This is a genomic window from Porphyromonas miyakawae (assembly GCF_045865415.1).
Taxonomy (GTDB): Bacteria; Bacteroidota; Bacteroidia; order Bacteroidales; family Porphyromonadaceae; genus Porphyromonas; species Porphyromonas miyakawae.
Genome location: NZ_BAAFSF010000001.1, coordinates 157,980 through 184,434 on the forward strand (window position 1 = coordinate 157,980; position 26,455 = coordinate 184,434).

General features: G+C 46.4%; 14 protein-coding genes and 8 pseudogenes. 4 read left to right on the plus strand and 18 right to left on the minus strand.

What is annotated here, in order from left to right; translation table 11 throughout:
• Positions 1-14: 14 nt before the first annotated feature.
• Positions 15-1,496, minus strand: coding sequence for a leucine-rich repeat domain-containing protein (locus ACLWMH_RS00570; RefSeq protein ID WP_411914832.1), 1,482 nt, complete (start codon positions 1,494-1,496; stop codon positions 15-17).
• 647 nt (positions 1,497-2,143) lie between these two features.
• A pseudogene (locus ACLWMH_RS00575) lies at positions 2,144-2,702 on the minus strand (site-specific integrase); the annotation flags it as partial.
• Between ACLWMH_RS00575 and ACLWMH_RS00580 the strand changes: the two are divergent.
• Positions 2,657-2,845, plus strand: a pseudogene (locus ACLWMH_RS00580) (helix-turn-helix domain-containing protein); the annotation flags it as partial. The pseudogenes ACLWMH_RS00575 and ACLWMH_RS00580 sit on opposite strands and share 46 nt — an antisense overlap.
• A gap of 160 nt (positions 2,846-3,005) precedes the next feature.
• On the opposite strand, the gene ACLWMH_RS00585 reads toward ACLWMH_RS00580, so the two are convergent.
• The 12 genes and pseudogenes from ACLWMH_RS00585 to ACLWMH_RS00640 form a co-directional block, all read right to left on the minus strand.
• Positions 3,006-4,937: a DUF6562 domain-containing protein gene (locus tag ACLWMH_RS00585; RefSeq protein ID WP_411914833.1), complete on the minus strand. Its 1,932-nt coding sequence runs from the start codon at positions 4,935-4,937 to the stop codon at positions 3,006-3,008.
• An 88-nt stretch (positions 4,938-5,025) separates the two neighbouring features.
• The gene (locus tag ACLWMH_RS00590) at positions 5,026-6,087 is read right to left on the minus strand and encodes a DUF6562 domain-containing protein (RefSeq protein ID WP_411914834.1); all 1,062 of its coding nucleotides are present in this window, start codon (positions 6,085-6,087) and stop codon (positions 5,026-5,028) included.
• Between the two features lie 10 nt (positions 6,088-6,097).
• Complete coding sequence (locus ACLWMH_RS00595; RefSeq protein ID WP_411914835.1) at positions 6,098-6,658, minus strand: DUF3575 domain-containing protein; 561 nt, start codon at positions 6,656-6,658, stop codon at positions 6,098-6,100.
• Between the two features lie 56 nt (positions 6,659-6,714).
• Positions 6,715-7,371 carry a hypothetical protein gene (locus tag ACLWMH_RS00600; protein WP_411914836.1) on the minus strand — a complete coding sequence of 219 codons (657 nt, stop codon included), beginning with the start codon at positions 7,369-7,371 and terminating at the stop codon, positions 6,715-6,717.
• Between the two features lie 303 nt (positions 7,372-7,674).
• A pseudogene (locus ACLWMH_RS00605) lies at positions 7,675-8,248 on the minus strand (phage integrase SAM-like domain-containing protein); the annotation flags it as partial.
• Between the two features lie 249 nt (positions 8,249-8,497).
• Positions 8,498-8,680: pseudogene (locus tag ACLWMH_RS00610) on the minus strand (MobV family relaxase); the annotation flags it as partial.
• Positions 8,667-8,855: pseudogene (locus ACLWMH_RS00615) on the minus strand (toprim domain-containing protein); the annotation flags it as partial. The pseudogenes ACLWMH_RS00615 and ACLWMH_RS00610, both read right to left, overlap by 14 nt.
• 419 nt (positions 8,856-9,274) lie before the next feature.
• Positions 9,275-9,832 (minus strand): annotated as a pseudogene (locus tag ACLWMH_RS00620) (VapE domain-containing protein); the annotation flags it as partial.
• A 143-nt stretch (positions 9,833-9,975) separates the two neighbouring features.
• A pseudogene (locus ACLWMH_RS00625) lies at positions 9,976-11,053 on the minus strand (IS5 family transposase).
• Between the two features lie 314 nt (positions 11,054-11,367).
• Entirely contained in the window at positions 11,368-16,374 is a 5,007-nt protein-coding gene (locus ACLWMH_RS00630; RefSeq protein WP_411914837.1) for an InlB B-repeat-containing protein, read from the minus strand.
• Positions 16,375-16,684: 310 nt separating this feature from the next.
• Positions 16,685-16,861 carry a hypothetical protein gene (locus ACLWMH_RS00635; protein ID WP_411914838.1) on the minus strand — a complete coding sequence of 59 codons (177 nt, stop codon included), beginning with the start codon at positions 16,859-16,861 and terminating at the stop codon, positions 16,685-16,687.
• 777 nt (positions 16,862-17,638) lie between these two features.
• Positions 17,639-18,155 (minus strand): annotated as a pseudogene (locus ACLWMH_RS00640) (hypothetical protein); the annotation flags it as partial.
• A gap of 278 nt (positions 18,156-18,433) precedes the next feature.
• On the opposite strand from ACLWMH_RS00640, the gene ACLWMH_RS00645 reads away from it, so the two are divergent.
• The 3 genes from ACLWMH_RS00645 (at position 18,434) to ACLWMH_RS00655 (ending at position 24,301) form a co-directional block, all read left to right on the plus strand.
• A complete protein-coding gene (locus ACLWMH_RS00645; RefSeq protein WP_411914839.1) occupies positions 18,434-21,136 on the plus strand; it encodes a TonB-dependent receptor in 2,703 nt (900 codons plus the stop codon).
• Between the two features lie 130 nt (positions 21,137-21,266).
• Positions 21,267-23,546, plus strand: coding sequence for a trypsin-like serine peptidase (locus tag ACLWMH_RS00650; protein ID WP_411914840.1), 2,280 nt, complete (start codon positions 21,267-21,269; stop codon positions 23,544-23,546).
• 5 nt (positions 23,547-23,551) lie between these two features.
• Entirely contained in the window at positions 23,552-24,301 is a 750-nt protein-coding gene (locus ACLWMH_RS00655; RefSeq protein ID WP_411914841.1) for a copper homeostasis protein CutC, read from the plus strand.
• Here ACLWMH_RS00655 and ACLWMH_RS00660 read toward each other — a convergent pair.
• The 4 genes from ACLWMH_RS00660 to ACLWMH_RS00675 are packed head-to-tail and all read right to left on the minus strand — an operon-like array spanning position 24,288 to position 26,448.
• Positions 24,288-25,286 carry a type I phosphomannose isomerase catalytic subunit gene (locus ACLWMH_RS00660; protein WP_411914842.1) on the minus strand — a complete coding sequence of 333 codons (999 nt, stop codon included), beginning with the start codon at positions 25,284-25,286 and terminating at the stop codon, positions 24,288-24,290. The genes ACLWMH_RS00655 and ACLWMH_RS00660 overlap by 14 nt on opposite strands.
• Positions 25,283-25,501 carry a hypothetical protein gene (locus ACLWMH_RS00665; RefSeq protein ID WP_411914843.1) on the minus strand — a complete coding sequence of 73 codons (219 nt, stop codon included), beginning with the start codon at positions 25,499-25,501 and terminating at the stop codon, positions 25,283-25,285. Before ACLWMH_RS00665 ends, ACLWMH_RS00660 begins: the two co-directional genes overlap by 4 nt.
• 26 nt (positions 25,502-25,527) lie before the next feature.
• The gene (locus ACLWMH_RS00670) at positions 25,528-26,004 is read right to left on the minus strand and encodes a 23S rRNA (pseudouridine(1915)-N(3))-methyltransferase RlmH (RefSeq protein WP_411914844.1); all 477 of its coding nucleotides are present in this window, start codon (positions 26,002-26,004) and stop codon (positions 25,528-25,530) included.
• 12 nt (positions 26,005-26,016) lie between these two features.
• Positions 26,017-26,448: a DUF3127 domain-containing protein gene (locus tag ACLWMH_RS00675; protein ID WP_411914845.1), complete on the minus strand. Its 432-nt coding sequence runs from the start codon at positions 26,446-26,448 to the stop codon at positions 26,017-26,019.
• Positions 26,449-26,455: the final 7 nt, after the last annotated feature.

A 26,455-nucleotide genomic window follows, 5' to 3' on the forward strand; every position in this document is an offset into this window, starting at 1 on the left:
TCGTTAATTAAACGTTATAATGAAACCTTGTAGCTTCTTTTTCCTATTCGCACGACGTAGAACCCTTGGGGCAAGGGAACTTCCATGCGATTAGTCACCTGACCTTTCCAAACAACCTGTCCATTGATGCTATATACATTGACGAATACAGGTCCTTGGGCACCACCTGTTGTCTCGATATGCAGCGTGCCAGCCTTTCCGTACACTTTGTATGCATCGGTCGGCATGGTCGGCGTGCTGATGGAAGTCGGCCATTGCCAAGCCTCCAACTCTACAATATTCTTGAACTCCGAAAACACCATGGATGTGCGGTAGGCATCGGCAGAACCCTTTGGAACATAAAGAATAGCAGTTTCCATCGGACAAGAGTGGAATGGCAGATATGGGCCATCGCCATTTGTCCATTCTGTAGTCACTGGTGGAATTATAGGCCGTGCGTAAACCTTTTGCAATTTACTATTATTCCAAAATGCATTTCTGCCTATAAATGTCACACCTGCCGGAATGTCGATGGAATCCAAGGGGGCACTATCGAAAGCGTGTTTCTCAATACGCGTAACCGTGGAAGGAATGTTTATTTTACGGAGCCTGAGGTTCCAAAAGAAAGCTCCTACGCCAATTCGTGTAATTTTGCCCGGAATATTCACCTCTTCTAGAGCACTGCACCAATAAAAAGCATCATCTCCTATCTCCGTCAATTTGTCGGTAAGTATCGTTGCCTTGCGCAATCCTGCCATACCGTTGAAAGCACTTCTTAATACTCTCACATTCTTGGGTATTACCACTTTCTCAATCGCACGTATCCCGTAATACGCTGCACCATCCAAGATTTCAACAGTTTCAGGCAAGATGGCGACAGAAGGAGATATTTCACGACAGTTATGAAAAACGCCACCATACATTTCTCGAAGTTGGGAAGGGATATTCACTTCTCTAAGGTTACAACATTCCGCAAATAAGTCTTTATTGAGAATTTTAAGATTGTCCGGAAGTCTCACTTTTTCTATTTCTGTGCTATAAGTAAGTAAATCTCTACCTATTTCTTCCACGCTTTCGGGAATAATCAATTCTTTAAGAAGTACATTATAGTCAAAGGCATTCTTGCCTATTTTCTTGAGCGTTTTGGGCAACTTATAGTCTTTGATGTAACTTCCTGAAAAAGCATAGTCAGGCAGAGCATCGTTTACCATGTGTGCCTCCTCCAAATCCAGATGACGTAGGTTCGTTTTGAAGTCATCTTCTTTTTCCTGCATTATTTTCAAAAACTTCTCAACTTTCATTCCTGTAGGCTTTGGAACACCAGGCCAACACAGGTAGTGAAGGAAGGCGATGTCTCTGTCATTAAGTGTTCCCGTCACCCGAATGTGGGTGAGTTCTTCGGCTTCCGGTCCTATCACATCCTGTAACGTCCCCGGAGTTTCCACATGATATTCCTGCGCTTGGGCGGTTAGTGTGAATATCAGCAACAATAGTATTGAGTTAAGCTTTGATTTCATCAGTCATCGAGCTTATGATTAATATAAAGGAAGAAAGGAAGTGTCATCAAACACTCCTCTCCTTCGAAAGAATTTATTCCTTGATGAACTTTACGTCTCCACTCGCAAGGATGCCAGATATGTTCCTCGACTCGTCTGTGCTGAATGAGAGGACTGTCTCGTCCTGTGACAAAACCTTCATAATATTTGTCTCAAGGTTCTGTGCCTGCATCTTCAAAACACAGACAAAGACAAAAGCTAAGGTTAAAAACACGTATTTCTTTTTCATAATGACATTAATTTAAATGTGAAACAATCAAGTTAACCATAATGATATATCCTCCTTTCCTGAATCATAGTTTTGAGATGAAACGTTCGTAACCTATATGTACTACGAGTTTATTTGCTTCAATAATTCCCATCTAGATACGTGAAGTTTCTTCGGCTTCTGCAATCGACCAAATGTTCGTTTCTATCTTTACATTACGCAAATGACAGAATGACTACCAAATGACATCAACATAGTGCAAATGTACACATTTGAAAGCATTCCTGCAATAACTATAAATAAGCGTTTTGCATTGCTATATGTCATAATAAATCATTGTCTTTCTATACTCATTGACATTTCCTACTTAATTCGCCTTTTTCTCTTTCTCTTTTCTTTTTCAGTATCTCTCCATCAATCTCTCTATATCCCGTGCAATCTTCTGGTCGGTGACTTGGGCGTAGATTTGCGTGCTGGCAATAGACGAATGCCCCATCATCTTAGCGATGCTCTCAATAGGCACACCAGCCTCTAGCGTTAGCGTGCCGAACGTATGTCTTGCACAGTGCCAAGTCAACGGAGTACGGATGCCACATGCCAACCCCACGGCTTTGAGATGACGGAGTAGCTTCCAGTCGCTCATTGTATCGGGAAATATCTTGTAGTCTCCTCTGCTCTTCGCCTTCGTGTAAAGAGCGAGTATCTGCTCCGCTATCGGATGCAAGGGGATCAAACTCTCCTCCTCCGTTTTCTGTCTTGCCTTGCGAATATACCGCTTCCCCTCGCTGTTTGTCTCGATTTGCGAAGCTCGTAGCCCTCGTAAATCAACAAATGCCAAGCCCGTAAAGACAGAGAAAAGGAACATCCTTCGGCTTAGTTCTGCCCCCTCATCCTGCAACGGGAAATACCAAGAGCTTTGACACATCGCCCTTACTCAGAAAACGAGGTTTGTGAGAGATTGTTCCTTTCCCCTCGCACCCTGCAAGACTATCGGGATTAAAACATTATCCCTTACACCCAAATCGCAGGGAAGATTCTCTATCGGCTCTCAGACATAAACGGAATACTGAGTGAGAACTATAGGAAGCGTCTTAACTTGTAGTCGCCACGATTCTTTTATATTTAATTGAGTAGGTCGGGAAACGAAAGTTTTCTGACCTACTTTCGTTTGTATGATGGGGCTGCCATACTGAGAGGCGACTCTGCTCCGAAGAGCAGGGTCGCCTCTCAATAAATATGTGAGACCAAGTCTCAGAACCAGATTAGTTCTCTATGGTTGGAGTACCTGTTCTAGAGGATCCGTAAAGAGGATCTGTAGGAGCATAGTCAGAATTCTTTGTTCCGTCATACTTGAGGAATTCGACATTGTCGACTTTACATTTTTCGAACTTCACTCCGGTAGCATCAGCTATGTCTCCAACAAGCCCTGCAATGTTTGTTGTCTCCGAGCCATTGACACGTAGGCTGACGTAGTTAGCTGTACACTCGGTTAATGTATGGTTTTTGTTTAGAGATCCAACCATACCTCCGATTTGATTGCCTTTTGCCTGAATTGTGATATTTGTCACACTACACTTCTTGAATACGAAAGGCTTTTCGGGATTCGTATATCCGATGAGTCCTCCTACATTCTGGGTCTTGAGGAAGCTGTTAGCCCCCTTAATGAAAACGTTTTTAGCATGTACGTTCTCTAGATTTCCAGAGAAGTATCCAACACATCCGGCAAAGTAAGCCGATTCATTGTGAGTCTTTCCGGGTTCTACCTTTACGCCTTCGAGACCATTGATCGTGATGTTTTCGAAGGTTAGATTCTTGATATCTCCATACCAAACCCCAAAGACCCCTGTTTGTTGCTCTCTCGAGAAGAACCCACTGCTCTTGTATAGGAATTTTTGAACACTGAAGTTACGTAGGGCATGGCCGTTCCCATCGAATGTTCCGCAGGGACCACCAAAAGCACCGTCGCGAGGCCCGATGGGGTACCAGTCAATACCATTCATGTCAATGTCCGACTCGAGCTTGAAGACTTTATTAGCACCTAGCTCTTTAGGGTTATCAGCGACCCACATCAGCTCTTCACGATTGGTGATGTGATAGGTCTTGATTGTTTTACCACCCACCTCACTGGTAGTAATTGCGGGCTTCTTGGGAGTTACTCCTTGAGGAGCAAACCAAGACTGGTGATTGTTGTACTCCTCAATAAAGTTCTCTTCGATAAGCACCTTGATACTAGTTCCAGTAGTTAGGAGGTTACCCATGAGCGTAGTTAGGTAGTTACGTTGGATAGGTACATTGACAGCGAAGTCGTAAGTTGAGACAATCTGACCTGTTGCGCCACCCTTTTTAGCCGTGAAGACTACGTGAAGAGGTGTTTGCTCAGACTGGTCAGTCATTAGGTAGTCTACAGTCATGGTGCGGTTGTGCTCATCAGAGTCATAACCGAGCATGTAGTCTTTCTTGTCCTTGTCTATATTGACATCGTAGGTGATGATGCCTGCATCATCTTTCGCCGTGAGAGGAGTTCCCGTAGAGGCGCCCGTCAGGAGGTTCATAGAGTTGAATCTCTTACAATCTGTCCCATAGTACTGGATGGAGAAGTAGTCAGGCTTGTCATCTGGAACTAACCCCCAGTCTGTAGCAACGACACGGATCTTAGAGAATGGACGGCGTAGCACGAGCGTCTCGTTAAGAGCCGTCGTACCAACATTTATCTCCTTCGCAATCCAATAAGCATCGCGAGACTCGTCGTTTAGTTGCTTGTTAGCGTCATCGATGCAAGTGATGTTTGCGAAGTCGGAGGTGTTGTAGTGAAGGTCGTCGGTCTCACCTTGCTTTACGAAGTCCGCCCAGACCACGAACTTGTATTTTCTATTGGGTGTTAGTCGTAGCTCATAAGTGATTTCCTCGTAGGAGTCTACGGTCTTGACTAAAGGCTCAATGACACTCTTGCCGTTATCGTTGTAGACAGCGAGCTTGTATCGGATGTCGTATTGCGACATGTCTACGTTAGTGATACCACCCTTGGCACTAGAGCTATTGGCGGAGGCACGGAGGGCCTGCATCCCTTCGGGGAGAGATAGCTTGATAACTACTTTACCCGGATCATTACTGTCTAGCTGGTCATTCCTCTGGCATGAAGCTCCGATAAGGAGGATCACCAGAGAAGCCAGGAAAAACTTGATTCTTTGATTCATACTGATATTGTTATTATTGGTTTATGATATGTGATTTGGATCTTCCTTTGTGTCTTCAGAGAAAGGACACCCTTGTATTTCTGATTACCTATATCTTGATAACAAATTCGCCATCGAAATCTTCATCAATCTGGATACCATCGTCTTTTCCGAGGCTCTTGGTCAAGAAGTACCCCTCAAGGAGCGTCTCATGATTCCTTAAGAGAGGGATATGTACGCCGTTTATGTGGCTGATTTCCTTGTCGTGGTCATAAATATGGAAGTCTGCGACAACGACATTCTCTTCGTTCCAAGAGGTGAATATATAGTCTAGAGCTAGAGACACCGTTTTATGGTCAGAAGAGACGTATATATCTGGCTTGACATTCACGCTGTAGTTTACCCCAAACTTATTCGGTCTGCGCTCGGGTACATTATATCCGACAGCTGCGAATTGGGTATAGATAATCTTTACGGTGATATCCTCGATATTACTGCCCGAGAGTAGGTAGTCTCCGTAGTCAATAGCTCTAAGCCAATAGCGAGCGTTGGGTCTCTCCATATGTATGGGTATCTTACGATCTCTAATCACCTTATGGGCATCGGCTGCAGAGGCTGGGTATCCCTCTGGTGTCAGAGTATAGTCTATGATGAAGTCTTCGGTCCCGACGGAGCAACTCCTCAAGTGCGCATTCTGTGGATAGGTCGAAAGGTCTGTGCCAATGTGCGTGAGATCTGATGTGATGTAGTGCCAGTCCTTGATCTCATTCGCCTTAATGTAATCGGCAAAGGCTGCAACCTTGTACTTCCCCTGAGGTAGATACACATGTATCGTGTCCTGTGGGGGGAGGGCGTTGTGAGGCTGAGTGACCACTCTTCGCTCCACTACGTGTCCAGCTTCGTCATAGATCTCGGCTGTAATTCTCATCTGATACCCATCCCCTAGCTCGTAAGGTAGTGAGGGAGTCTCGTTAAGCTTAATTACTTTCGAGTTGTATTTCTCATCGAAAACCACCTTTTTGTAGTAAGGCGGAGGAGTCCTATCTGCATTAAACTCTAGGATTACTAGAGATTTGTTAGGCGTAGGGTACTCGTGTATGGTCCTATCACAAGAAATAAAAGAGAGGGTGGATAGGACTATTACTATGGCTATGGATAATCTGTACTTCATCGGTTATATTTCATTTGCGTGGGGTATACCACTTGTACATGATGGTTAGTCCAGCTCTAGTTATACCCCAGTAGCTTTCGTGAGTATTGCTCTTGAATTTGGCGCCGTTGGACCAGTTTCGGTATGAGTCGTAAATATAATCTGCGTACCCGATACCGATGTTCGCTTCTAGAGCCCATCTCTTGTCTTTGCCGAAGTTCCAAGAGTATCCGTATCCAACGCCCACATTCCATAGTGCATGGTTGGGGTCTTGGTAGCGGCCCTTATCGTTGAGGGCAATATTGAATCCGAGTAGAGCTCCATGTAAACCTACGAAATGTCCCTCTCCGGCTTTTTGCCCGAGCCAGTATCTAAATTCTGGTTGCGAGCCAAGAAGTCTGATCTTCCTATCTGGGACTCGGATGTCGTAGGGTGAGTATACAAAGGGGATGTCTAGAGAGGTCTTTCTCCACAGCTCGACCTCTACGCCAAGGTTCGCTACGAGAATCCCATCGAAGAGGAGATTGTTTTTAAGGGCGAAGAAACGTGTCTCAGGAGCGGGAAGAAAAGAGGCGTCTAACTTTGGTAGCATATTTGCCTCGGGGCTCGGAAGGAGTGTCGGGGGCATAGGCGGGATCTTAGGGAGCTCTACATTATAAGCCTTGCATACGATGACCATGCGGGCATTTCTAAAGGGAGTAAAGAGTCCGTAGATCCGTAGATGAGGTTATGCCAAGTCTTGCCGTGATCAATAGCATGGATCTTCCTTTTTCTCAACTCCCAGTCAGGTGTATTATCAATGATCTCCAATAAGCGGTCTCTGTAGGGATAGTCCTTATCCTTGATTAGGGCTCTACGAAAGCCCTCCCAGTCCTCTGCAAGGTTTTGAGTGCGTACCAAAGCCGGGTTCACAGAGGTGTTGTTGAGAATAAAGTTCTTGAGGATTTCAGACCTCCAGAAGCCTAGATCGTAATTGTGCGCTACTGGTCCCTCGGGAGAAGCACTACCTCCGATCCATAGATACTGGAAGTCCACTCTTTTGTCTTGCAGTACTTGGTTGACGAGAGCAGCCACACTGTCTAGTTTAGGAGACGGGATGTATGTATGCTTGTCAATCTCAAAGATTATAGGAACTAGCCCTGTTTCGCTGTATGCGATGGTGGAGTCGGGCTTGTTATTGGGGAGGAACACTACGTGCTTAGGATACACCATATGCCCGATGATAGGACTTAGCTTATCATCTTGAGCATAGATAGATACCGCTAGAGCTAGTGTAGATACTATTGTCAGTATAAATCTTCTCATGAGGAAAGGTTGCTTATAGAGGTTTGACCGATATCTAGGAGGTAATCATAAAGGCTCCTTATTTACCTTTGGGAATAGCGAAAAGATAAGGGTAGAACCCTCAGTCTGTTTGTGCGAGATAATGCCATGTCCTTAAAATACAACAGCTCTTTGGTGAATGCTGAGAGTTAAAATGATTGATCTTCTGGGACAAAGATAGTTTTTTTTTTTACAAAAAAAATTAGCCGAAAAATTACGCAATTTCCATCAATACCTCTCTTAATTGAATATACGACGTACACCACACACTTTCTGTTTATATCGCCCTTCACGATATGCCAAACGGCAGACCTTCTTCACCGCTAATGCCATCTTACGATAATGACCTTGCGAATGCCCCAGCTTTCCGACAGAGTAGTGTTGTAAGCAATCCAATAAGTCTTCTTCTATCAGTCCGAAAGCAATATCCGAAGTGTGGAACTTCTCTTGGATAAAGGCGTGCAAGTGCTTGCGAACTGTGTAATAACTTCTCATAGTCGTAGCCTTTATTTCAACACCCACCTTTTGCTTCATCTCTTCAAGCAGTTGATCATATCGCTCCAAAAGGGAGATTTGGCTTTGCATACTACCTTGTAGCAACATCCTTGATGTCAGTCGCTGTAAAGACAATCCCTCGCTCACAAAGGGCTTGATAAGCCGACTGCGCTGAAAGAAGCAAGTGCTCCAACTTGCCATTCGTTGTCTCAGCTTCACGGCTCTTGCCGTTCAGCCTGCTCTCACGAGCATTCCACAGCTTGGGGTCGTACGACAGCTTGCAACTGAACTGAGCAATCGTTCGCCCATAGGTTCCCCACAATCCTCTCCCTAATGCTCTTCCCCCTAATAGTTTCTCCGTAATTTTTTGGTCGCAGACTATCTAGCTGAGAAGTAAGAGGTTACCGTTTGGGGAGATGCGGATAGGTAACGATTTAGAAATGAGCGAAGAGCTTTGAAGTACATCGTTTTGGATAGCCAAAGAACGCTCACTATTATCACTTGCAAAGGTAGTGATTCGTGGGAGAAAGTGAGCGTTCTTATGTGATTTTCGTCTTAAAAGTTTAGTCGGAGCCCAAACATTACAATGAAAGGGGAAGAAGATGTCTTATCTCTACAGCCGTTGCGAGCGATTACGATTGACAAGCTGTTTCCATTTCTGTTCGCACCAATCTGGAACAGATAGTCCATTGATGATAAGAATAGGCTGACGCTTCTTGTTGGTTGTAATGCGTAGCTCCGCATTTTCCTCCGTGAAGTTTCGCTTGTACATTCCCGAATATGCCGTAGCCGTACCACAAGTTCTCCCGAAAGTCTACCTTCATACTAGCATTGAAGTCTTCTCGGTAGGGTGCATGATAAAGGGCATACCCGTTGTACCGCTTGGCAGGTTCGACACCATAGGTAGTATGCAGATATTCGGCTATTGGTATTGCCTTAAGATGTTGTAGATCGTAATATTCGTTGTTCATTGCTATTGTCTTTGGATTGTTCGTATTCATTGTTCACGTGTTCTTCGTATTCATTGTTCACGTGTTCTTCGTATTCTTTGTTTGCTGTCTCATTGTATGTTCTGTTCTCTCTATTTTCTCTTTTTGGAGTTTTCCCCTTTTTATCTTACTACCTTTCTACACTGGGGTAAGTGATTGACAGTGAAAGAGAAAAGTGTAACACTTCGTCGGGGTTTATCCTACTACACCATCTGTCTACACCACTTGTCCTCTATTAAGCTGTAGAAGCGTAGAAGGATTGTAGTAACATCTGTCGTAAGATGAATGTCTTCTGTAATCCTTTCTCTTTCACTGTATTATCCTTAGTTGTAGTAACGTAGTAAGGAGAATAGGAAAGAAAAGAGAAAGGGGTATTACAAAGGGAGTGCAACAACAGAGTGCTATGGTGGTTGCTCGGGGTAAATCTTACGGACGGCATAGACATATACGGGATTGCCATTTATCCTGCGACACTCCCTCGTATAGCCAGCCCTGCGCAGGGCTTCGCCCATCCGTTTGGGAGAGAGGGGTTGTCGGGTATAGCAGGAGAGATACCCCACAATCTCCGAATTGGTCATATAGAAGCGTTTCGTAGCTATTTCAGCTTCCGAGGGAAATGTGAAGTAGCGGAGCAACAGCTCCATCTCTGCGGTATAGACTTGGAAGACTTCGCTGTTTCTATGCAACTCGACAATCTCTTCATCGTTGAACCAATAGCGAAAGCCGTCATTCAATAGGGTCTTGGCTTCGCTGTAAACAGCATCTATCAGGATTGATTTAGCACTATCTATATCTATTGCCAATACTTCAAAGGGGAGGAAACGTCTGCTCCCTGTAGGGTCTGTGAGGAAGTCGTTGCCATTGACCGATGCCACGAAGCTTGCCAAGTGGGGTGGCTCCTCAATGTGCTTCTCGTAAGGCATACGATACTTCACCTGCGGACAGGTAATAAGAGACTGTTGCAAAAGCCCACGAGCTGACTTAGGACGACCAGATTGAGTTTTTTACCATAAAATCGTCCGCTTGTTGGTGTAGTTAGACTGCCCTTAAGCTTCATTTTATCCTCTCTAGAAGGTCTAGAGACCTCCTAGAGGGGCTTCCTTTAGCTTTGTTGCATAATCAACTGGGGCGCACGTTTGAGATTGAACGCCAACGATTCGATAAGATTTTGATAATGGGTCTTGCGAAGCCCTCGGTAACGACATCGTCCGCCATGAAACCAACGAATGATACTGCCAAAGGTGCGCTCAATAACCCATCTAGTGCCACTGATCAAGCTGTTCAAGGACTTTTGACTCTCTGTAAGGGGCTTACCTCGTGTAGCCTTGTGCATAATACCATCTTCTCGTTTGAGATCCTTCAAAGCTGTGCGATTCTTTTGGGAGGTATAGCCCTTGTCGGCTAATATCATGTTTCTTCTGGAAGTCCGGCCTTTTCAACTAGTGGAATGATTTGGGTCGTGTCGGAAGTGTTTGCCGAAGTGGTGATGACCTCTAGGACGAGTCCTTGAGAATCTGTCAAGGTGTGCTTCTTGTAACCATAGCGATACTCTTTGCCCTTCTTGACCCAACGGGCTTCTTAGTCTACTCCTCGTTTGGTTGAGACTACCGTTTGTTGTTATACCTCTTCAGCTTTTTTCTCCTCATCGGTGCGATTATCTTCGCGATCGTCGGCGATAACTATTTGACGCCCTCCAGTGGGCTTATTAGGGCTGTCAACGATGCTGGCATCCACTATAGCATCCTCTTTGATCGTCATAATTCCATGTTTCTGAAGTTGCTTATTGAAGAGCTTAAAGAGCTTTTCTATAAGCCCTTTGTCAACAAGCTCTATACGAAAACGACATATCGTACTATGTCTGGAGAAGCTTTTGTGAGGTCTAACTCTAGGAAGTCACTCCACGAGATGGAGTCGTTGATGCGCTCTTCGACCTCTCTGTCGGAAAGCCCATACCATGTCTCTAGAAGTAGAATTTTGAAAAGTAAGAGAGGTGGATAACTGGGAGCTCCCATGGGGGTGGTCGCCTGCTTGAGGCAGTGTTTGTTGAGCAAGTTGGAAATGGGACGCCAATCAACCAGTTGATTGATTTGACTCAAAAAGGGATTTCTCATCTTGTTGCGTCTATCGATAACTGCGATGTCTGCAAAGGAGGGTGCTTTGGTCTGTTTAATCTTGCTCATAGAGATAACTAGTGTGCCTTCTAATACAATACAAACATACTAATAATCAACTAGATATGCAATAATTCAGCCCTATTATACGTGCAACAATCTCCTTGGGGAATTTCTCCGTGGAGGCGATCGCGCTCTCAAGTTCCCAAACACTTTCCAACGTTGGAAACATCTAGACTCTGGGAAGTGGGGGCTACGCCTTTACCGCCGAACATATAGAATGAGGGAGGAGATACACCAAATACGGTATCTCCTCCCTCGCATTGTAGAGACTACTATGAGAGCAGTCTCAGGGGCTTAGACAAGGTGCCTATGAGGCATCATTACTCTTTGATCAGTAGCTGTGACTGACTACCTACTCGTAGCAGATAGGTGCCATGGCTGAGAGCATCGGTGTATATGACGTTCTCAGTCTGCTCTAGAGTCATCTGCAGGACGACCGCTCCCTGCATAGAGGTTAGATAGGCTGTCTGACCGATAAGCTCTGCTGGTATCGTGATGACGATACGCTCTGCAAAGGGGTTAGGATAGACAGCTAGCTCTGCCTCGGAGATCTGAGTGATGGCATTCACCTTGCGGAAGGTCACCTCGACCGTGAGGTCCCGACCGCCCAGTGTGACGATGAGCTTATTGCCCTCGATCTTCGTATCGGCACCAGCGATGGCAGGCTTGCCATTGACCATCCATTGGTCTAGCTCATAGCCCTCCTTAGCCGTAGCGGTAAAGGTGATGATCGCACCCTGCTCTACCTGATCCTTGCTCTGGATAGCCTTAGCATCGGCACCAACCGTCGCAGCGATAGTACCACCCTCACCAGCAGTAAAGGTGACGACATGCTTGACGATGAGCTTCTTGAAGGTCACCTTGACCGTAAGATCCTGGTTGCCCAGAGTGATGATGAGCTTATTGCCCTCGATCTTCGTATCGGCACCAGCGACGGCAGGCTTGCCATTGACCATCCATTGGTCTAGCTCATAGTCCTCCTGAGGCGTAGCGGTAAAGGTAATGACAGTGCCCTGCTCTACCTGATCCTTGCTCTCGATAGCCTTAGCCTCGGCACCGGCCGTTGCAGCGATAGTACCACCCTCACCTGCGGTAAAGGTGACGGCATGCTTGACGATGAGCTTCTTGAAGGTCACCTCGACCGTGAGATCCAGATTGCCTAGAGTGACGATGAGCTTATTGCCCTCGATCTTCGTATCGGCTCCAGCAACGGCGGGCTTGCCATTGACCATCCATTGGTCTAGTTCATAGCCTTCCTTAGCCGTAGCGGTAAAGGTGATGACAGCACCCTGCTCTACCTGATCCTTGCTCTGGATAGCCTTAGCCTCGGCACCAACCGTTGCAGCGATAGTACCACCCTCACCAGCGGTAAAGGTGACGACATGCTTGACAACTAGCTTATGGTACTTGACATCAATAACGGCATCAGCTCGCAGTGTGAGGCTGGCCTTGAGGGTCTCAATATCAGCTACTGGAATTTCTTGACCATTGTTGGTCCATCCATCTAGGACATAGCCATCCTTGACAGTAGCTTGAAATTCTACGAAGGTCCCCTCTTTGACCTTGGCTTTGGGCTCTACAGTTACCTTGCGACCACCATCGTAATAGTAGGCTTCGATAGTTCCCCACTCGTTGTCTGGCTTGTAGTCGACCTCATACATCTGCTCCTTCCTGAAGGTGACTTTGACGTTGGTCTTTGTCTTAATCTGCCAGTTTATAAAAGGTCTTCCAGTGAGCTGGCTCTGTACCTGACCATTGACAATCCATTGATCGACCTTATAGTCCTGCGCTGTGTTTGGCTTCGCCGTAAAGCGCATGTAGTCATTCTCATTTACTTTTGAGCCGCTAGGTATGATCGTACGACCATTGTAATTAGCTCCGATGATATCTCCACCCTCACCAGCAGAGTAGGTAACCTCGTAGGTGACGATGACCTTCTTGAAGGTCACCTCGACCGTGAGGTCCTGGTTGCCCAGGGTGACGATGAGCTTATTGCCCTCGATTTTCGTATCGGCACCAGCGACGGCGGGCTTGCCATTGACCTTCCATTGGTCTAGCTCATAGCCCTCCTGAGCCGTAGCGGTAAAGGTGATGACCGCGCCCTGCTCTACCTGATCCTTGCTCTGGATAGCCTTAGCCTCGGTACCAACTGTTGCAGCGATAGCACCACCCTCACCAGCGGTAAAGGTGACGGCATGCTTGACGATGAGCTTGTGGTACTGAACCTCAATGCGAGAGTCAGTTTTCAGAGTTATCTTGGCTCCCTTAGGAGTTGAGTCTTTGATTGGGTTGCCATTACAAGTCCAAGAGTCGATTTCGTACCCGTCCTTGACAGAAGCGCTAAAGTATACGATGGTGCCTTCTTTGAGTTCTTGACCAGACTCTACATCAATGAAGCCTCGTTGTGAATACTTAGCGGTCAGCTTACCCCACTCATTGTCTGAGGTGAAGAAGACCTTGTACTTATTCTGCTTCTTGAAGGAAACAGAGATCTTGGTATCAGTATTGATAGGTATGATGATGAAGACTTTACCAGTATACTCTGGTTTGACCTCTCCATTGATAGTCCACTGGTCTATCATGTAGCCTTTATCTGTGTCAGCTATAGCTATCAGGCGAACCATTGTTCCCTTGTCCACTTTAGATCCACTATCCACCTTAGACTTAGCATCTCCAGATAGTCCCACAATGCGACCACCCTCACCAGCGGTGTAGGTGACGGAATACTGAGGCTTCTGAGGAGCCTTATAGACGGCCTTAACCTCTGTATCTTCGTTGATCACAAGCTCTCGTAGGCGGAGCGGATTGTATCTGTCACACTCCTTTTTCGTGTTGTTTACGAGCCAATACTCCAGCGTGTAGCCCTCTGTGAGTGTCACGACAAAGGTCACTTCAGTACCTGCAGGCACCTGCTCGCCAGACGTGATGTAGACATCCTTGTAGCCGTTGAACCCTTCGTCCTTGAGGTAAGAGGCAGTCATCTTGCCACCCTCATTTACGGCATCAAAGGTTACGGTACATAGCTTTGCCTTGTTGCATACCACGGCGACCGTCATATCTTCCTTTGCCGTAACGGTCAGCATCTCGGGCTTGACGGTAGGAGTCTTGGTGCCATTGTATGTCCAGTGATCAATGGTGTAGCCCTCCTTAGGAGTAGCTAGGAAGGTGATCATATATCCCTCCTCTACCTTATCTCCAGGCTTGACGTTGATACGTCCAGAGGATTGCGTGTCATAATAAGCGACGAGCGTACCCCACTCATTCTCCTTGGTATAGTTGATCGTGCATAGCTTAGCCGGCTTGTCCTCCTTAAAGGTTACATGTACCTTGAGAGCCTCACGAACAGAGCGAGTGAGTTCTGGCTTACCAGCAAAGAACTGCTGAGGCTGATCATTGACAGTCCACTGATCAACAAGATAGCCACTCTTTGGCTTTGCGGTGAATGTAACCCGGCTGTACTGAACGATGGCATCACCACTCGAGATGCTCTTCTGAGCCGATCCCTCAGCCACAGTAGCTACAATAGTACCACCCTCACCAGCAGTGAAGACAACGGGGAAAGTGACAGGAAGCTTCTTGAAGGAGACCTCCACCTTTAGAGGCTTATTGCCAAGACGCTCCTGTATCTCCTTCTTGCCAGCATAGCGCGTGATTATCTCGCCATCTATGCGCCACTGATCGACCTCATACCCCTCATCAGGAGTAGCTGTAAATATAATGTACGAGCCTTCATCGAGCTTAGATCCAGAGTCAAAGGCGGTACCTAGCAGAGTACCTTGGATGGTACCACCAGTGCTAGCAGTGTACGTTACGGTCTGCTTTGGCTTAGTAGTAAAGGTGATGCGTATCTTGCTATTCTCACGGATCGTGATGGTCTGGCTAGTTTTGCCCTTGGAGGCATCAATAGGCTGATCATTGAGATACCAGAGGTCTACGACATAGCCCGCCTTTGGCTCGACCTCAATGTTAATCTCGGAGTCCTTAGGTAGCTCCTTGCCACTCTGAAAGGCTACGTAGTTGTAAGAAGTACGATCATAGTATGTGGCACTCTTGATAGTACCACCCTCCTCTGCGACATACTCGACCGTGTAAAGCTCTATGTCCTTGAGGAAGGAGACCTCGACATTGAGGTCCTTGTCAGCTTTTTGGGTGATGGTGTTGCGACCCTTGCCCTTTGCAAAGGGCTCTCCGTTGATCGTCCACTGATCTGTCTTGTAGCCGCTCATAGGCCTAGCGTTGAACCGTAGAGCTACACCATCATCGACAGTGCTACCAGACTGCACCTCTGAACCAGTAGATAGGAGGCACTGGATCGTACCCCCCTCACCTGCTGTAAGCGTAATCTTGTGCCCTGCCGGAGTGGTCTGCTTGAAGACGGCTCCGATGGTGTCGTCTTCTTTTGCAGTAAGCTTACAGGTGTGCTCATCGACAACCATCAGATAGCGACTCCCTTTCTCCCCATTGAGGGTCCAATAGTCAAATTCGTAACCCGCTTTTGGGGTAGCTGTGAAGTAAGCCATCTTACCCATAGGGACTTTATCTCCCGAGTGGAAGGCTTTATGATTGAAGTTGTCATCCTCGTAATAGGCAGTAATGGTGCCCTTGGGAGCGTCCTCTTGGAATGTAAAGACGACCCCCTCGAAGCTCTGTCCTGAGGACTCAAAGTCTACCTTGATCTCAGTATTGCCACGGACTACTACGGACACACTCTTCATTCCCTTAGAGCCTTCTATTGCGACACCATCTTGGTACCACTGCCCTATGGTATAGCCTGAGTTTGGCACGGCTGTAACCTTGAGTGTTGTGAATTTAGGAACCCGATCGCCATCGTCTATGTGGATCTCCTCCTCATCTCCTGTAAATGGGTTGCGCTCAAGATAGTATGCACTGAGCATGCCTCCATCAGGCGTAGAGGGTGTGAGTCTAACCCTGCATTCATCTGTAGCTGTCTTAGGCTCCTTCATAACGATGACGACATTGATATCCTCTCCAGGCATCTCCATCTCCATCATCTTGGCACCTCCATACGCCTCAGGCTCATGCTGGGCGAGCTTACCATTGACCGTCCAGTGATCAATCTCATAGCCAGCCTCTACAGTTGCAGTGAAGGTAAGCTGTGCACCCACAGGGAGCTTGCGTCCTGAGGTCACTACCACCTTGCCCTCAGAGGGTAGGTAGGTAACACATCTTAGGTCAGAGACACCTTTGGGTAGGGTGTAGCGGACGGCATAAGTCGCTTCACTAGACTGACCACTTGCCTTACTGCCCCATCCTCCCAAGAGGAGAAGCAGGGCAAAGACAATCGGGTGAAGTATTCGTTTTGTCATAGTTTGTATTTGTTGAAATGTAAGTTATAGTATAGTTGTCTATAGTCTCTCATCGTATCAATAGAAATCGCTGAGCCCCATAGACTAGTAATGCTTTATGGAGTGGCGTGTGTATCTCAAGCATTTGATTAGCAAGACCTCTATATATCAGTGCCCCCTCGAGTGAGAAGACGGAGAGGATAGCTGTACCATCTAGATGCTGTGGAGCAACGACCCATCCACTCTCTATCGGGTACCAAGTCAAAGCCTCCGCTGATGGAGTGACACACTCTTGAAGAGCTGTGATGACGGTGACGCCACCGCCCTCCTTCTAGCCATTGACTGTCCATTGCTTACGCTCTGCCTGCTTGATCGGCTCTGACGTCAGCTCGTTGTGCTCCTCTAGAGACGGTTGACCATCTCTGGTGACATAGGAGACATTGAAGATTTTGCCTCGTATCTTTGACGATGGAGCGATGTCGTTTAGGTCATCGATGAGTTGCTGCATAGCTTGACGCTTGATCTGATTTCTAAAGACCGAAAGCGTCTCCAGCTTGTGGAGGTGAACTTTACGTCTCCGCTTGCGAGGATGCCAGATATGTTCCTCGACTCGTCTTTGCTGAATGAGAGGACTGTCTCGTCCTGTGACAAAACCTTCATAATATCTGTCTCAAGGTTCTGTGCCTGCATCTTCAAAACACAGACAAAGACGAAAACTAAGGTTAAAAACACGTATCTCTCTGTCATAATGACATTAATTTAAAGGCGAAACAGTCAAGTTAACCATAATGATATATTCTTCTTTCTTGAATCATAGTTTTGAGATAAAACGTTCATAATCCATTTGTATACGAGTTTATTTGCTTCAATACTTCCCATCTCAATATGTGAAGTCTCTTAGACTTCTGCAATAGACCAAATGTTCGTTTCTATCTTTACATTACGCAAATGGCAGAATGATTACCAAATAACATCAACACAATGCAAAGATGCAGATTTGAAGGTATCTCCGCAATACCTATAAATGAGTATTTTGCATCACACATTCCAGTGTCAAGTGCAACACGGTTACGAATGTAGGAAAAAACAGGGCTGACGCATTATAATTCCATTTCGAAGATTTCCTCTGGAGTCATGCGTGCAAGCTTTTTCCTTAGGCGAAGCGTCGAGGGACCTTTTCTCTTTTCTTTTTCAGTATCTCTCCATCAATCTGTCCATATCCTTTGCAAGCTTCTGGTCGGTGATTTGGGCATTGATTTGCGTGCTGGCAATCGACGAATGTCTCCTCATTATCTGTAAAGAGATGCTCCCGATTAAGGACAATCATATCGCAGTAGGCAACACCCGTATAATAGGCGAAGAGAAAGAGGTCGCGAGCAGCCTCCAACTTCACCCCATACGGCTCAAAGGTCAGGCTCTGCAACTTATCCAACGATGCCCTATCCAATGCACGAGGTTGTTTGTTCTCCCCTCGTTCGATCGTACCGCTCCAAAAGGGTGATTTGGCTTTGCATACTACCTTGTAGCAACTCCTTGATGTCAGTCGCTGTAAAGACAACTCCTCGCTCACAAAGGGCTTGATAAGCCGACTGCGCTGAAAGAAGCAAGTGCTCCAACTTGCCATTCGTTGTCTCAGCTTCACGGCTCTTGCCGTTCAGCCTGCTCTCACGAGCATTCCACAGCTTGGGGTCGTACGACAGCTTGCAACTGAACTGAGCAATCGTTCGCCCATAGGTTCCCCGCAATCCTCTCCCCCCTAATAGTTCCTCAGTTTTTTTTGAAAAAAAGTATAGATATACCATTTGAAAGATCTATATCTTTCATTCCAAAGATCTGTACCTTTTCATGGGAAGTTATAGATGTTTTGTGCGCGTGCTCAGGAAGCACTGAATAAGCGGAGTAAATCGGTTCGCAGTTATGTGCAAGAGTCAATTCAACCGTATTGCAGGAGTACTTTACTCCCATGTAACAAATTACAGCTACCTTTGTAGAGCAATAGGTACTCTTTAATGTTTTATAAAAGAGTGCGCCAAGCCCTAAAAGCATACAATTAGTAGATAAATAGAAGACGAAAAAAGTTATGAAAAAGAATGCATTACGCTTTTTCCTGTGTCTGGCTATTTTTGTAGCCGGTGCACTTGGAGTGAGTGCGCAGGTCATCGTAACCGGGACCGTGTTGGATGCTGAGAATCATCAGCCACTGGTAGGTGTATCGGTAACGAATGGTCAGGGTGCTGCACTGCGTGGTACTACCACGGATCTGGATGGACATTTCCGCTTTGAAGTACCTGCTACAAATCGCCGCATAAGCTTCAGCTGTATAGGTTACAAAGTATATTCAGTAGAGCTTCCCGGCAATGCTACAAGCTATGACTTGGGTACTGTATGGATGCATGAAGAGGCAGTTTCTCTTGGTGCTGTAGAGGTAATTGCGTCTATTGTGCCGAAGGATCGTCACACCCCTGTGCCGGTGGCTAACGTGAGCATGGCTCAAATAGAGGCTAAGACGTTTAATAGCGAATTTCCCGAAATACTTAAATCTACTCCTTCTGTATATGTAACCCGCGGTAATGGGGGGTATGGTGATTCCCGTATCACACTGCGTGGTTTCGGAATGGAAAACATCGGAGTTATGATCAATGGGGTGCCGGTAAACGATATGGAGAACGGCAAGGTCTATTGGAGTAACTGGGCCGGTCTGACCGATGTATCAAGCTTGGTGCAGATACAGCGCGGTTTGGGTGCATCTCGATTGGGCATCTCTTCGGTTGGGGGTACCATCAACATCATCACAAAGAATGTAGACGCCACTCAGGGCGGTAATGTATTCATGGGTGTGGGTAACGATGGCTATATGAAGTATGGCTTCAACGTATCTACCGGTTTGATGGATAATGGTTGGGCACTTTCTGCCAGTGCCAATACGAGCTATGGAGATGGTTGGGCTAAAGCAACTAACTTCCGTAGCTACAGCTATTTCTTGAATATATCCAAGAAATTCAACGAATCACATACCTTGTCACTTACTGCATTTGGAGCGCCACAGTGGCATAACCAACGCTATCAAATGCTGACACAAGAGCAGTGGCAGTCGCATCCCGACGGTATCAAGGCAAACCTTGAATATGGTTGGCATGACGGTAAGATTCTTACGCCGCGTCACAACTTCTACCACAAACCTCAGATTTCACTGAACCACTTCTGGAATATAGATGGTAAGAGCTCACTCTCTACAGCACTCTATGCGTCTATCGCACAGGGAGGTGGCCGTCGCTTAGATGGTAAGGTAGGCAAAGATGAAAATGGTAAGAGTGTGTATTATACCAACTGGATTGAGGCCTTCAGGGGAAACATCAATCAGAAGATTGGTATGCGTACCGGTAGCGGCTTAGTAGATTGGGATGCTGTTTGGGCTGCCAATGCTGCTATGGGTGATGAGGGTAGTAATGTAATCCTTGGTAATAGTATCAATAGCCACCAATGGTATGGATTGCTCTCTACTTACCGCAACCGTATTGATGAATATTTTACGGTTACAGCCGGCTTTGATGGTCGCTATTATATAGGTAATCATAAGAAGGAAATTTATGACCTCTTAGGGGGTAAGTTCTATAAGAATCAGTTGATGAACAGCCACGTACAAGAAGGGCGTACCAGCTTAGGCGTAGGCGACATCTATGACTACCACAACTTAGGTAAGGTGCTGTGGACGGGCGTATTCGCACAAGGTGAATTTACCAGCGAAGAGTTCGATGCTTTCTTGAGTGGATCGCTTACTTACGAAGGCTATCGCTATGTAGTACCTGATGGCTACCGTGCCGATAACTATAAAAAGTTGCTTGATAACCCCAGAACAAAGGATATTGCTACCCGTAAGAACTCTCCTATGGTGAACTTTGTACCATTCAGTATCAAAGCAGGTGCGTCCTACAAGTTCTTGGATTTCAATCATATCTTCTTCAATTTAGGGTACTTCACTAAGGCGCCTAAGTTTGCCGGTGCATTCCTTAACTATACCTCGGAAGTAAATGAGAATCTGACGAATGAGAAAGTCTTTACCGCAGAGCTTGGCTATGGATTGAATCATGAATATGTAACGGTTAACTTGAATGGATACTTTACGAATTGGAAAGATCGTTTCGTGCGTGTCAATAGCTTGCTGGAGCGTAATCAATTCTTCAACTATCGAGGCCTTGCCGCAAATCACTGGGGTATAGAGCTTGATGTAGAAGCACGTCCTATCAAGGAACTTACCATCAATGGTATGTTCTCTTGGGGTAACTGGCTCTGGGGTGGTAAAGCTAAGTATGATATCTACGACGAATCACAGACCTTCTTGGGTTCAGGTGAAGTGGACCTGAGTGGGGTACACGTAGGTAATGCTGCTCAGATGACCGCAGCGCTCTCTATTGACTGGGAGATGTTCAAGAACTTCCATGTAAAGGGTATGCTGAACTACTTTGGTAAGAATTATGCTGACTTTGAGCCTACTCAGAGAATCTCAAAGGATAAGAACGGTAACTTGCAGGCATACAAGGGAGACTCTTGGAAGATGCCGGATTATACTCTGGTAGACCTTCAGGCAAGCTACAACTTCCCCATCTACGACAAGATTAGAGCTACTATCTTCGGAGGTGTGAATAACCTCTTCAATAAAGAGTATATCTCAGATGCTAAAGATGGTACTAAGGTAGATAGCAATGGTGTTCGTACCGGTGTAGACGCACGTGTTTACTACGGAATTGGACGTACTTGGAACTTAGGTATGCGTGTTAACTTCTAAGCGTTAAGAAGTTGCCTATAAGGGGCGGATTACCCCTGTCATTTAAGAAGCTCTTTTGTGCAGAAATGCATGAAGGAGCTTCTTTTCCTTGGAATGTGCTAACTTTGAGACAAATAAGCATTACCTGTATATGATGAAAGTGACTCTATTGCATAAGCTGAGACGCAGTTTGCTGTGCGTATGTCTGATGGCCGGTGCACTGCCATTGATCCATGCTCAACTTATAGCGCCTATTACTCCTACAGAAAGTACTTCTAAACTGAGGACTGCGGAGCTCTCGGAGATCTCTTTGCTGCCGCCCTCTCAGGCTATTATTGATAGTATGGAGAGCGTGGAAGAGAGCACACAGCTTCGTGACGGGTATAGGATCGCAGTGCCCGTTAGTACAGATATCTCAGTGCTTGAAAAGGGGGTATGGCATCATGATCATAAGGGAAATAGAGTGTGTGAGCTGGCGCTCTCGATCAAAGGAGCAAAGAGCCTTCAGCTCTATTTTGATCGCTTTTACATACCTCAGGGAGGACGCCTTTTTATCTTATCTCCCGTGGGAGAACTGCTCAAAGGCGCATTTACGGAAATTAATAATACGCATCTACAGGCACTACCCATTGCCCCTGTAGCAGGTGATCGAGTAGTCATTCGCTATGAAGCATCGAGTAATACAACCGAGGAACCGCTTCTGCATCTTGCTTCTGTGGGCTATGGATTTCGCACTTTTGATGCCCATCCTGGGGATAGTAAATACGAGACTGGTGAGCCATGGATGAGGGGTACTTATTCCTGCGCGCCAAATATCGTATCGCTGCCCAAATTAGATGAGGTAAAGCGCAGCTTGGTATTAATGATGGTACGCGGATCCATGATTTGTAGCGGTGTGCTGATCAATAATATGACCAAGGATGGCACTGCTTATATACTTACCGCCTCCCATTGTGTGAATGCGAGCTTTCGTCGAGCCGGAAATAAGAAGTATATACAGGAGTCTGCCCGTCAGTCCGTCTTTTTCTTTAACTTCTATTCGCCTATTGGCGATAAACTTATACGAGGCGTAGAGGAGCACACCCTTGCAGGTGCAGAGGTAGTGGCATTGGATGAGCGGAGGGATTTGTGCTTGTTGCGTATCGTAGGAGTGGAAAGTGAGGGTAAAACCCCTTCCGGTGGTATCCCTGCCGTCTATCAGCCTTATTATGCCGGTTGGAATGCGAATGCAAATCCCAAGGGACCTTTTTATGGAATACATCACCCAACGGCTTCTGTTGCCCGTTATTCCTTATGTCGGGATGCTTCGCTTGATATAGATGAGTTTGATGCAGGGCAGATGCACTGGTATGATTCTCATTATCATGTCAAAAAGTGGCAAATAGGTACTACGGCAGGAGGCTCGTCCGGTTCTCCTCTATTAGATCAAAATTTGCAAATTGTGGGGGCACTCACAGGAGGTAGCTCTACGTGCAATGAGCCAAAGGATGATTTTTATTACTCAGTAGAGCGCTGTTGGACTGGTAACGGAGTGGATAGCATCTATCTAAAACCCTATTTGGATCCTACCGGTACAGGTAATAGGCAATGTGACGGATTTGATCCCTACGCGCCGCTTACCACAAAGATTCTTTCCAACCATCGTTATGCGCCATGGCGTGATTCGGTCGAGTTCGTGGCTCCCCCTACAGAATATGACGGCTTACTTACTACTTACCGAGTGCGTGAAAAGAGTATGCTCTCCGGCTTGATTATATTAGCGGAGATGACCCGATCGGCATCACAAGAAATGCAATTAGTTGCTTATAAAGAGGCGGCTAATGGCACCAAGGAAGAACTCTATAGAGCAGACTTTACGCTCCCCAGCTTCCAACGTTTTGTGGGAGGTGGTACCTCTACAGAAGAGGTTGGGCGTACGCTAATAGGACCTATAGCTGCCTATATACCATTTGGACGAGAAATAGAGATTGCTAAGGATCAGATCCTTTATGTGGGATTGGAGAGCAAGGTTGGTAAACCCCTATCCTTTGTCCCTTGTAGAACCAAACCTTCTGCCCAAATAGGGGGCGCGACGCTATACAAGCGGATAGGCGAGAGTGATTACCATGAAAGTAGTCCTTACAAAGGTTACTATTGGATAGATGCTTTAATAAGGCCATTAGAACAAGCAGCAGACACCCTATCGCCTACGCTTACCATGCCACAAGCATATATATTCGGAGCTAGCCTGCGCCTTGTGCTTCCTAAGGGAGCAGCAGAAAGCGCAACCGTTGCTATCTATTCACTACATGGGGAAAAGCTCTTTACCTATACCACACAAGATGAAGTTAGTGATGTAGCTCTGCCCAATATAACCCACGGAGCTTGGCGTGTGCTCTATGTGAGCTATCGGAAAGAAAACTATGGAATGGTCGTGTATATAGGTCAGTAACTTATATGGGCTCATTGGAGGTGTGTGTTTCCTCTGTAGAGGAAGCAGAACTGGCAATTAAGTGTGGTGCTGATAGTGTTGAACTCTGTATGGCTCCAGAAATAGGTGGGCTTACTTTCAGAGCGTTATACGAAGAGGAAATACAGCGTTTAGGCGCTTTAGGAGAACATGTTCGTCTGCTTATCCGATTGCGTCCCGGCTCCTTTTGCTACACCAAAGAAGAAGTCGACATCATGTGCCGACAAATAGAGACTATACGCACACTACTTCCTCGAGCCGGCTTTACTATTGGTGCACTCTCCCCGTCCGGTACTTTAGATCGGCTTGCATTAGAAAGCCTTTGCAAAGCTGCAAAAGATGCAGAGCTTACTTTCCATCGCGGGATAGATGTTTTACCGGAGCCCTGGCAATACGTACCACAAATCAGAGAAATGGGATTTAAGCGTTTGCTTACCTCCGGAGGAGCTTCTTCCGCAGTGGAGGGAACTGAGGTGTTGTCGCTTATGCAGCAGGCATCAGGCGATACCCTTACCATAGTAGCAGCCGGAGGAGTAAGAGCCGAGCACATTCCGTTCATCCGAACGAAGGGAGGGCTACAGGCTTTTCATGGGGGCTTTAGAGGCGCAAGAGATAGGGCAGAAAGTAGCTCTGCAAGGCGAGCTCCCGATGGAAGCTATTTAGATGCCTGGTGGACAGAAAGCTACTTAGATACAAACTTACTCACCGAGGCACTAATGGCAGTTAAGGCTGTGTAGGTGCCGGTAAGCTGGTTGATACAAGGTTAGCCTCTTTCATCGCCTTAAAAGAAAGCGGCATGTTGGTAGACGGAACAAGTACGGAAGTTCCTTTCGTAAGGGTGAGTACCTGTTTGTGGGCATCTTCAATGATGCATTCCCCATCTACAGCTGTGAGTATAGCGCAGCTCTCTTTGAAGGGCGGTGCATAATTCCCGATCTCACTCTTAATCCATATATTTTCCATTACGAAGTGAGGAGTGGAGAGCATCAGCGTGATACTATTGGGAAGAGAGCGGTAGGGCACAGCACGAAGGGTACTTTGACTCAGATTGGCTACCTCTAAGGCTTCATTAAGATGCAGGGCGCGTGAGCGTCCTTCTTTGTCTACTCGATCATAATCCCAAAGCCTATAGGTGGTTTCGGAGGGCTGCTGTACTTCAAGAAGAAGGGTTCCTTTGCCTACAGCATGGATGGTGCCGGCCGGCACATTGAATATATCTCCTTTATGTGGCGTTACATGATGGGAGAAGTCGGGGAGCCTTCCACTAATAGCGTAATCCACTAATTCGTGAGGCGGGGTATCTTGTGCAAGGCCTAAGATAATGTCTGCGTTTTCTTCAGTATCGATGATATACCAGGCCTCATTTTTCCCTCGGGGCTTGTTGCTGCCCTTTCCCACTTCTTCATCGGAGGGATGAACTTGAATAGAAAGATTATCTGTTGCATCAATGAGCTTTATCAAAAGAGGGAAGTGCTTTCCATACTTAGCAAAAAGAGTTTCGCCTAAGATCTCTTTTGCGTAATGCATCATCAGTTTATTGAGAGAATATCCTTTCAGCGATTCAGTTATAACCACGGAGCAAGCATCCTCTAGAGGGGATAGTTCCAAGCTCTCGCCTATGCCATTCACTTTAAGTGCTCCTCCCTTTAAGTCAGAGATGCGTGTGCCACCCCAAATCGTATTGCGATAGATAGGCTTAAACTCAAGTATTGGTAGTATCATGATGGCTGTTGTTGATTATGGTTACCTCCGTAGTACTCTTCGCGTAAGCGCTTGAGACGGACTAATACAAAGAAGAGGAGAATAGGAAGGAATAGCGACACACCAAACGTGATGATGAACTGTGTGTCTGCCTCTATTTTACGCACCAACAGTGCATAGAGTCCCATGGATAGGGCCAAAAGAAGTAGGGCACCACATAGAACAGCAGGACGCATGTATATCTTCCTCCTCCACCTCATAGTTAGTCGTGATGATAAGGTAAATGATATATAATGGTAATAGCACGGTACATTTGCTCCACCGCAATGAGGCGTACCATCTGATGCGTGAAGGTAAGTTTGCTTAAGGAAATACGCTCCGGCACAGCTTTGTAAACTGCTTCAGAAAAGCCATATGCGCCTCCTACAATCCAGGTCCAGCATTTTATTGAGGAGCCTAACTTAGCCTCCAACTGATCAGCAAGTGCTCTACTTGTGTAGCTCTTTCCTTTCTCGTCCAAGAGTATAGGCTTTTCACCGACACCTATTCGCTGGAGGATTTGCTCGCCCTCCCATTCCTTTACTTTCGCCTCGTTGCCTCCGGTAAGGCGGTGTGGGGCATCAGGGACAACCTCTATTTTGAAAGGTAGCCGATAGTTTATGCGCAAAGCATAATCATTGATTAGCTCCTGCATAGTCTTTTCTTTTGTTTCGCCTACTACCAGCAGCTTGAGCTGCATACCTGCAATTGCTTAGAAGGGAAGGTCGTCTCCCTCTTGCTCGGGGAATTGCTCGCCGCCCATGCTTTGAGAGGCTTGATTGAAGCCGTTGGCAGATGGATTGGTGTAGCCATTTTGAGCTGCCGGGGCCTGATATGGAGCTTCGCCGTAGGGTTGCGCGGTTGCGTCAGTCATTTGTATCTTATCGATACGGTAGCCATTTACATTCGTGTACCAACGTCCGTTGAATTCACGGCTCTCAATATCTATACCTACCCGCACTTCATCGCCTTCAGCTATGTGGAACTGATCTACTCGGTCACCAAAAAGCGCAATACAAACCTTGCGCTCATACTGACCGGATTGAGTCGATAGGATAAACTCCTGCTTGCGCCATGCGTTTCCTGCTTTGCTTACTCCCTCTACCTCCGGTAGGATCTGTACAATACGTCCTTGAATATCCATAAATAAT